This window comes from Flavobacterium hibisci (assembly GCF_020026925.1).
GTDB classification, from domain to species: Bacteria; Bacteroidota; Bacteroidia; order Flavobacteriales; family Flavobacteriaceae; genus Flavobacterium; species Flavobacterium hibisci.
Map to the genome: position 1 here is coordinate 1 of NZ_JAIQDW010000070.1, position 285 is coordinate 285.

General features: G+C 74.4%; 1 protein-coding gene. It reads left to right on the forward strand.

The window, feature by feature from the left end; translation table 11 throughout:
• The coding region (locus tag K8B81_RS20875) for a DegT/DnrJ/EryC1/StrS family aminotransferase (RefSeq protein ID WP_223683453.1) at positions 1-285 on the forward strand (285 nt) is incomplete at both ends.

Below are 285 nucleotides of genomic sequence, written 5' to 3' on the forward strand. Positions count from 1 at the left end.
TCGGCGGGATCGCGTCGCGGCACGGGCTGGTCGTGGTCGACGACGCCGCGCACGCCTTCGGCGCCGCGGCGGGATCGCGCCGGATCGGCGCGGCCGCCGACCTCACCGCTTTCAGCTTCCACGCCGTCAAGAACATCACGACCGGCGAGGGCGGCATGATCACGACCGATCGCGCCGACTGGGCGGAGCGGATCCGGGTGATGGCGCTGCACGGCATGAGCCGCGACGCGTGGGCGCGCTACGCGGGCCGCGGGGCCGCGCAATACGAGGTCGTCGAAGCCGGCT